Consider the following 5993-nt stretch of genomic DNA (forward strand, 5'->3'; position numbering starts at 1 on the left):
CGCGGCATTGCCGACGGCGCCGTGGTGCGCGTGTTCAACGACCGGGGCAGCTACCTGTGCCACGCCGCCGTCAACGCACGCGCCCGGCCCGGCGTGGTGGTGGGCCTGGGCGTGTGGTGGCGCAAGCTGGGCCTGAACGGCACCAACGTCAACGAGCTGACCAGCCAGGCCCTGACCGACCTGGGCGCCGCCCCCACCTTTTACGACTGCCTGGTGCAGGTGGAAAACGCCAGCAACGCGCCGCAATCACTCCTGGATTGATAGCTGCTTGCGCTTATTGCGCGGGGCCTGGATCCTGTTTTCTCTTAAAAACAGGTGCTCCCGGCAGCGGCTTACAGCGCCGCCTGCAAAATCCGGCGGCTCACCTCGGGCGTGATCTCGCGCTGCTCGCCCAGGCGCGTCATGCCGTGGGCCTGCAACTGCGCCACCAGGCCGTCGATGGCGTCGGCACCCACACCGTAGGCCGACAGGCGCGTGGCAATGCCCATGCGCTCGAAGAAATCACGCGTGCGCTCGATGGCGGCGTCGATGCGCTCGTCCTCGGTGCCGCTGCTGATGCCCCAGATGCGCTGGCCGTATTGCAGCAGCTTCTCGCGCTTGGCGGCGCGGCGCTCGTTGAGCAATGCGGGCAGCACCACGGCCAGGGTGCGGGCGTGGTCGATGTGGAAGGTGGCCGTCAGCTCATGGCCAATCATGTGCGTGGCCCAGTCTTGCGGCACCCCGGCGCCGACAAAACCATTGAGCGCCGTGGTCGCAGCCCACACCAGGTTGGCGCGGTCGTCGTACACCGGCTCGGGCGCGGCCAGCAGGCGCGGGCCGACCTCGATCAGCGTGTGCAGCAAGCCCTCGGCAAAGCGGTCTTGCACCAGCGCGTTGACCGGGTAGGTCAGGTACTGCTCCACCGTGTGGACAAACGCATCGACCACGCCATTGGCCAGCTGCTGCGGCGGCAGGGTGTAGGTTTTGGTGGGGTCGAGCACCGAGAACACCGGAAAGCAGTGCGCGCTGCTGAAAGCCAGCTTGGCCGCCTTGGCGCGGTGGGTGATGACGGCGCCGTTGTTCATCTCCGAGCCCGTGGCGGGCAGCGTCAGCACCGTGCCAAACGGCAGCGCGCTGGCCACGTTGCGCCCGTGCTTTTCCAGAATCGTCCAGGGATCGCCGTCGGCAAAGGGCACGGCAGCGGCAATGAACTTGACCGCATCAATCACCGAGCCGCCGCCCACGGCGAGCAAAAAGTCAAAGCCTTCGCGGCGGATCTGCGCCACGGCCTGCATGGCCGTCTCGTAGCTGGGGTTGGGCTCAATGCCGCTGAAAGTGGCGTGCGTGCGTGCGCCCAGGGCGGTGCGCACCTCGGCCAGCGTGCCGGTTTTTTCGGCGCTGGCGCCGCCCACCAGAATCAGCACCTTGGCCTGCGCAGGCACCAGCGTGGCCAGATCGGCAATGCGCCCCTGGCCAAAAGCGATGCGGGTGGGGTTGTGGTAGTCAAAGTTCAGCATGGGGACAAGCTCCGGGGTTGGCAAAGCCGTACAGCGTAAACGCAGCGGCGCGCTCGTGCAGGGGCGCGCCGCCATGCCCTGGAGAGCGTCTGTGCGGTAAACGCTCACAAAAAAGAGCTGCCAGCGCTGATCCTGTCAGCGCTGGCAGCTCTTTTGGCTCTCCAAAACAGTGGCCCGCCCCATGGGGCGGGCACGGCAGCATCAGTCGAGCTTGACGCCTGCCGCCTTGATGACCTCGCCCCAGCGCTTGGCTTCGGCGCGGGCCAGGGCGCGGAACTGCTCGGGGGTGCCGGGCAGGGCTTCCATGCCGAAGTCTTGCATGCGCTTGACCACGGCGGGGCTGGCCAGTGCTTTGTTCAGGTCAGCGTTGAGGCGCTGGGTGACGTTGGCGGGCAGGCCCTTGGGGCCCAGAATGCCCTGGAAGGCGAACACTTCGGTATCGGCCACGCCCACTTCGCCCAGCGTGGGCACATCGGGCAGCGTGGCGATGCGCTTGGCCGAGCCAATGGCCAGCGCGCGCACCTTGCCCGACTGGATCACCGACAGGCCCGAGGCCAAATCCAGGAACATGCACGGCACCTGGCCACCCATCACGTCGGCCATGGCCGGGGCAGCACCGCGGTAGGGGATGTGCGTGAGGAAGGTTTTGGTGCGGTTCTTGAACATCTCCATGGCCAGGTGGTGCGGCGAGCCGTTGCCCGGCGAGGCGTAGTTGACCTTGCCGGGGTTGGCACGCACGTAGGCCAGAAACTCCTTCATGGTCTTGGCCTCGAACGACGGGTGCACGACCAGCGCCAGCGGAAAGCGGCTGATGCCGCCCACGTAGGTGAAATCGTTCTGCGGGCTGAAGGGCAGCTTGCTGAACAGGTGCTCGTTGTAGGCCAGGATGGCGTTGTCGGCCGACATGATGGTGTAGCCGTCGGCCTTGGCGGTGGCCACGGCCTGGCCACCGATGTTGGTGGACGCGCCGGGGCGGTTGTCCACCACGATTTGCTGGCCCAGCGTCTGGCGCATGGCCTCGGCCACGGTGCGCGCCAGCACGTCGGTGCCGCCGCCTGCCGGGTAGGGCACCACCCAGCGGATGAGCTGGTTGGGGTAGTCGGCCTGGGCGCTGGCCCAGGGGGCGGCGGTGCTGGCACCGGCGGCGGCCAGGGCGGACAAGAGGGTTCTGCGTTGCATGGCGGGGGCTCCTTTTACTATGAAATTAATAGCTGCTGGCGCTTATCCGGCGGGCGCCAGGGCCTTTTTACACTGAAGAATCCGACGGCGGCGCAATGGCCTGGTCGATGGCACCGAAGATGCTGTGGCCGTCTTTGCCTTTCATCTCGATACGGATGGTGTCGCCGTAGCGCATGAATTCGGTGCTGGGCTGGCCGTTTTGCAGGGTTTCGATGCAGCGCTTTTCGGCAATGCAGCTGTAGCCCTTGGGCCAGTCGGTGCGGCCACTGGCGTCTTGCACGCCCTGGTTGCTGACGGTGCCGCTGCCCACGATGGTGCCAGCGCGCACGTTGCGCGTGGCGGCCACGTGCGCGATGAGCTGGCCAAAGTGGAAGGCCATCTCGGGCCCGGCCTCGCACATGCCGACTTTGCGGCCATTCCAGGTAGATTGCAGCGTCAGGTGGACGCGGCCCTGGCTCCAGGCGTCGCCCAGCTCCTCCAGCGTCACGGCCACGGGGCTGAAGGCGGTGGCCGGTTTGCTCTGGAAAAAGCCAAAGCCCTTGGCCAGCTCTGCCGGGATGAGGTTGCGCAGCGATACGTCGTTGGCCAGCATCACCAGCCGGATGGCGCGCAGTGCCCGCTCGGGCGTGGCGCCCAGGGGCACGTCGGTGGTGACCACGGCGATTTCTGCCTCGAAGTCGATGCCCATGGCCTCGCTGGGCACGACCACATCGTCGCAGGGGCCCAGAAAATCGTCGCTGGCGCCCTGGTACATCAGGGGGTCGGTGTAGAAGCTGGCGGGCACGGTGGCGTTGCGCGCCTTGCGCACCAACTCCACATGGTTGAGGTAAGCCGACCCATCCACCCACTGGTACGCCCGGGGCAGCGGCGCCATGCACTGCTGCGGATCAAAACGAAAGGCATGCGGCGCCCGGCCCGCGTTGAGCTGCGCATACAGGTCTTGCAGCGGGGGCGCCAGGTAGTCCCAGTCGTCCAGCACCTGCTGCAAGCGGTGGGCAATGCCGGTCGCATAATGTGCCGAGCCCAAATCGCGCGAGACCACCAGCAGTTGGCCATCGCGCGAGCCGTCTTTATAAGTCGCTAATTTCATGGGAGTTGCCGCATTTTTGGAGGGCCAAAATTTGCCGCCTCTAGCAAAAATTACGATTAGAGAAATTGATTTAACTAAACAAAACTGCGAAATTTTAGTGCATATGGACAAAGAACGCGCCGGCATACAGTCGGTGGAAGTGGGTTTTGCGCTGCTGGAGGGCCTCACGCAGTCCAGCGGGCCGCTGATGCTCAAGGATTTGGCGGCCTGTGCGGGCATGAGCGCGGCCAAGGCGCACCGCTATCTGGTGAGTTTCCAGCGCCTGGGGCTGGTGGTGCAGGACAGCCGCACGGCGCGCTACGACCTGGGCCCGGCGGCGCTGCGGCTGGGGTTGTCGGCACTGTCGCGCATTGACGGCGTGCGCCTGGCGCGCGAGCGCCTGCCCGCGCTGATGGAAGAGATCGGCCACACGCTGGCCCTGGCGGTGTGGGGCAACCACGGCCCGACCATCGTCCACTGGGAGCCATCGCCCCAGGCGGTCACGGCCACGCTGCGCCTGGGCGATGTGATGCCGCTGCTGAGCTCGGCCACGGGCCGCTGCTTTACGGCCTACCTGCCGCCCGAAATGACGGCAGCGCTGCTGCAACGCGAGATCGCACAGGCAGAAAAAATGCCCCGCACCGACGTGCCCACCAGCGAGGCCGCCGTGCAGGCGCTGGTGCAAGAGGTGCGCGCACGCGGCGCGGCCCGGGTGGTCGATACCCTGCTGCCCAGCATCGTGGCCTTCTGCGCCCCGGTGTTCGATGCCAGCGGCCACCTGGTGCTGGGCATTACCACGCTGGGCGCCAGTGCCACCTTGGATCCCGATTGGGGCGGTGCCATCGACGTGCCGCTGCGCGCCGCCGCCGCCCGCCTGTCGCACGATCTGGGCTTTGGCAGCACATGAGCAGCAGCGGCCTGGCAGCAGTGCCCGCGCGCGTGCTGTGGCCCCTCACCGCAGCGGTGCTGGCCATCCACGGCTGGGTGCTGGTGGGCGTGCCGCTGCACGGCACACCGCCCCAGTCCCCGGCCCCGGTGGCCGTCACCCTGAACACGCGCATGCTGAGCGCGCCGCCGCCACCGCCGCCGTCGGCTGCGGCGGCAGAGCCTGCGCCAGCGCCAGCCGCAGCGCCCGCCCCCCCACCGGCACGCCAGAAAGCACCGGCCAAGGCAGCTGCCGCCAAGCCTGCCCCGGCAGCAGTGCCCGAACCGACCGCCGAATCCGCCACCGCATCTCCCCACGCCACGCCCGGCAGCGGCGGCGATGACAGCCCTGGCAGCAGCCACGACGGCAGCGACACCAGCACAACAGGCAGCAGCGCACTGTTCACCGCCAGCGCGCCCATAGACACTGCCAGCATCGGCGATCCGGCCGCCCTGGTCAGCGATGCCACCGAAGGCGCCGCAGACCCTGCCCAGGCCCACACCAGCGCCGCAGCGCCAGCCGCCCCGGTCGGCCACGCAGACGCCCCGCCCCCCGCCACCGGCACAGCACCCGTGCCGCAGGACACCGCCCTGCCCGCCAGCTCTGACCCCGCCACCCCCACGCTGCTGGCGCGGGCCAGCACCCAGGCCGCACCCAAGCCCCCGGCGCAGCCGCAGGCCCCCGCAGGTGCGTTGGAGATCACCCCACCCGGCGCCACCAGCAGCCTGGCATCCAGCACGCCTCCCCCCGTGCGCCTGCCCGTGTCCACGCGGCTGGCGTTTGATGTGGTCGGGCAGATCAAAAAATTCAACTACAGCGCCAGTGCCGAGCTGCTGTGGCAGCACGATGGCCAGCACTACCAGGCCCGCCAGGAACTCAAAGTGCTGTTTCTGGGTGGCCGCACCCAGACCAGCACCGGCGACATCACCCCCCGGGGCCTGCTGCCCCAGCGCTTTGGCGACCGCTCGCGCAGCGAAAAGGCCGCGCATTTCGACTACGAGCGGGGCCGCGTCACCTTCAGTGCCAACAACCCCGAGGCGCCGCTGGTGGCGGGCACGCAAGACCGCCTGAGCATCTTTGTGCAGCTGGGCGCCCTGCTGGCAGGCGCCCCCGAGCGCTACCCGAAGGGCACGCGCATCAGCCTGGCCACCGTGGGCGCCAGCAGCGCCGATATCTGGTCGTTCACCGTGGGCGCTGAAGAGACGCTGCACCTGCCCGTGGGCGAGGTGCGCGCCCTCAAGCTGCAACGCCTGCCCCGGCGCGACCACGACTACGACCAGAAAGCCGAGCTGTGGCTGGCCCCCAGCCTGGGCTACCTGCCCGC

Annotated in this window: 6 protein-coding genes; 3 read left to right on the forward strand and 3 right to left on the reverse strand. The window is 68.2% G+C overall.

Translation table 11 applies throughout. The features are described 5' to 3' along the window. On the forward strand, positions 1 to 261 hold a 261-nt coding region (locus tag PHX69_RS07970; RefSeq protein WP_288043216.1), incomplete at its 5' end, for a molybdopterin dinucleotide binding domain-containing protein. 71 nt (positions 262 to 332) lie between these two features. Here PHX69_RS07970 and PHX69_RS07975 read toward each other — a convergent pair. The 3 genes from PHX69_RS07975 to PHX69_RS07985 form a co-directional block, all read right to left on the reverse strand. Then, entirely contained in the window at positions 333 to 1496 is a 1164-nt protein-coding gene (locus tag PHX69_RS07975; RefSeq protein ID WP_288043217.1) for an iron-containing alcohol dehydrogenase, read from the reverse strand. A 201-nt stretch (positions 1497 to 1697) separates the two neighbouring features. Then, positions 1698 to 2675, reverse strand: a complete 978-nt coding sequence (locus tag PHX69_RS07980) for a Bug family tripartite tricarboxylate transporter substrate binding protein (RefSeq protein WP_119013414.1) — start codon at positions 2673 to 2675, stop codon at positions 1698 to 1700. Positions 2676 to 2742: 67 nt separating this feature from the next. Continuing rightward, positions 2743 to 3765: a fumarylacetoacetate hydrolase family protein gene (locus PHX69_RS07985; RefSeq protein WP_119013415.1), complete on the reverse strand. Its 1023-nt coding sequence runs from the start codon at positions 3763 to 3765 to the stop codon at positions 2743 to 2745. Between the two features lie 103 nt (positions 3766 to 3868). On the opposite strand from PHX69_RS07985, the gene PHX69_RS07990 reads away from it, so the two are divergent. Together PHX69_RS07990 and PHX69_RS07995 are read left to right on the forward strand one after the other, a co-directional pair. Then, positions 3869 to 4651: an IclR family transcriptional regulator gene (locus tag PHX69_RS07990; RefSeq protein WP_119013416.1), complete on the forward strand. Its 783-nt coding sequence runs from the start codon at positions 3869 to 3871 to the stop codon at positions 4649 to 4651. Next, on the forward strand, positions 4648 to 5993 hold a 1346-nt coding region (locus PHX69_RS07995; RefSeq protein WP_288043218.1), incomplete at its 3' end, for a DUF3108 domain-containing protein. The genes PHX69_RS07990 and PHX69_RS07995, both read left to right, overlap by 4 nt.

The organism is Simplicispira sp. (assembly GCF_028687295.1).
GTDB lineage: Bacteria > Pseudomonadota > Gammaproteobacteria > Burkholderiales > Burkholderiaceae_C > Simplicispira > Simplicispira metamorpha.